General features: G+C 62.1%; 1 protein-coding gene. It reads right to left on the bottom strand.

From position 1 onward, the window contains the following. Positions 1-161 precede the first annotated feature (161 nt). A complete protein-coding gene (locus U5771_RS35065) occupies positions 162-1,256 on the bottom strand; it encodes an IS5 family transposase (protein ID WP_322028165.1) in 1,095 nt (364 codons plus the stop codon). Between the last annotated feature and the right edge of the window lie 104 nt (positions 1,257-1,360).

Genomic DNA, 1,360 nt, shown 5'->3' with positions numbered 1-1,360 from the left:
CTAGCAGGCTGTTGAAAAGCGCCTCGTTCCGACGATCGGGGCACTGTTTAAAAGGGTTTCGTATGCGATTGGCTGCTGAGTTGCTGACGAATCGTGCCGGATGCCCCGCTTGCGAGCGGGCCGGCCGGCGCGTTGCCGCGCAACAGCTACGGTTGGGCGGCTCATCGCGCTGCTCCCTGCGGCACCGCTGCCAGTATTCGAGCCATTCGAGTCAGGTTGCTCGCCAGCATCGTCAGCTTGAAGTGCTGGTCGACCCGTTTGATGCCGCGATACGCGGTCTGCCGAATCCTGCGGACGGTCTTGCCCCAGCCGAAGTGCTCTTCGATGCGCTTGCGAATCACTTGGCTGATGCCATAACCGGCGTGCCGCGAGGTGCGGCCATCGATCGCGCTGCCGCCTTGATGCGCGTCGTTGCGCGCGACATGCGGCGTCACCTTGCGCGCACGACAGTCCCGCACAAAGTCGCGCATGTCGTAACCCTTGTCGGCGCCGAGCGTCTTGGCGTGACGACCCGGCACGCAATCGAGCAAGCGCAACGCACTTGCGCGTTCGCCGAAACCGTCAGCGTGGCTGACCACCGCGCCGACCACCAAGCCCGAGCGGTTCTCCATCAGGATGTGCCCCTGATAACAAAGGATGGCTCCGCTTTGCCGCCCCTTGCGGAATAGGCGCGCGTCCGGATCGGTGCTCGATGCATGCGTATCGTTGCTGCGCCGCTTGCCCTTCCAGTCGGTGTCGACATTGCGGCCACCGCCGGCTGGTGGATCGTCCGAGCCGTCCTTGGGCCGGAAGCTCTTGTGGCTGGCCCAAGCCTGGATCAGCGTGCCATCGACCGAGAAGTGTTCTCTGGACAGCAGCCCTTGCTTGTCGGCCAAGCTCATGACTTCGGTAAAGAACGCTTCGACCACTTCGTGCTCGAGCAGACGATCACGGTTCTTGGAGAACACCGAGTGGTCCCAGACGGCGTCTTCGATCGCCAGTCCGACGAACCAACGGAACAGCAGGTTGTAGCGCATCTGTTCCATCAACATGCGCTCGCTGCGCACCGAGTACAGCACCTGCAGCAGCAATGCACGCAGCAGTTTCTCCGGCGCAATCGACGCACGGCCGCTATCCGCGTAGATCGTGCCAAACAGCCCATTGAGCCGCTTCAGCGCTTGATTGACCAGCAGCCGAAGCGGCCGCAACGGGTGATCGGCCGGCACGAAGTCTTCCAGCTTCACCGTCGTGAACAGCGGTTCTTGCATCTCGTCCATTCCGCGCATCGCTCTCGTCTGCCCAAGATCATGAACACGATATCTCTAACGCACCGCTCGCAACGCCCGTTTACACCGTATCCAATTTCAACAGCCTGCTAGGG

Source organism: Burkholderia sp. BCC1977 (assembly GCF_905339595.1).
In the GTDB taxonomy this organism is placed as follows: Bacteria; Pseudomonadota; Gammaproteobacteria; order Burkholderiales; family Burkholderiaceae; genus Burkholderia.
The sequence above is the reverse complement of the archived record's forward strand: the minus strand, read 5'-3'. Positions and strand labels throughout refer to the sequence as shown.

What these genes read in the sequence shown, in the direction of transcription:
- U5771_RS35065 (WP_322028165.1), bottom strand. Translation starts at nt 1,256, where the DNA reads ATGGACGAGATGCAAGAACCGCTGTTCACGACGGTGAAGCTGGAAGAC.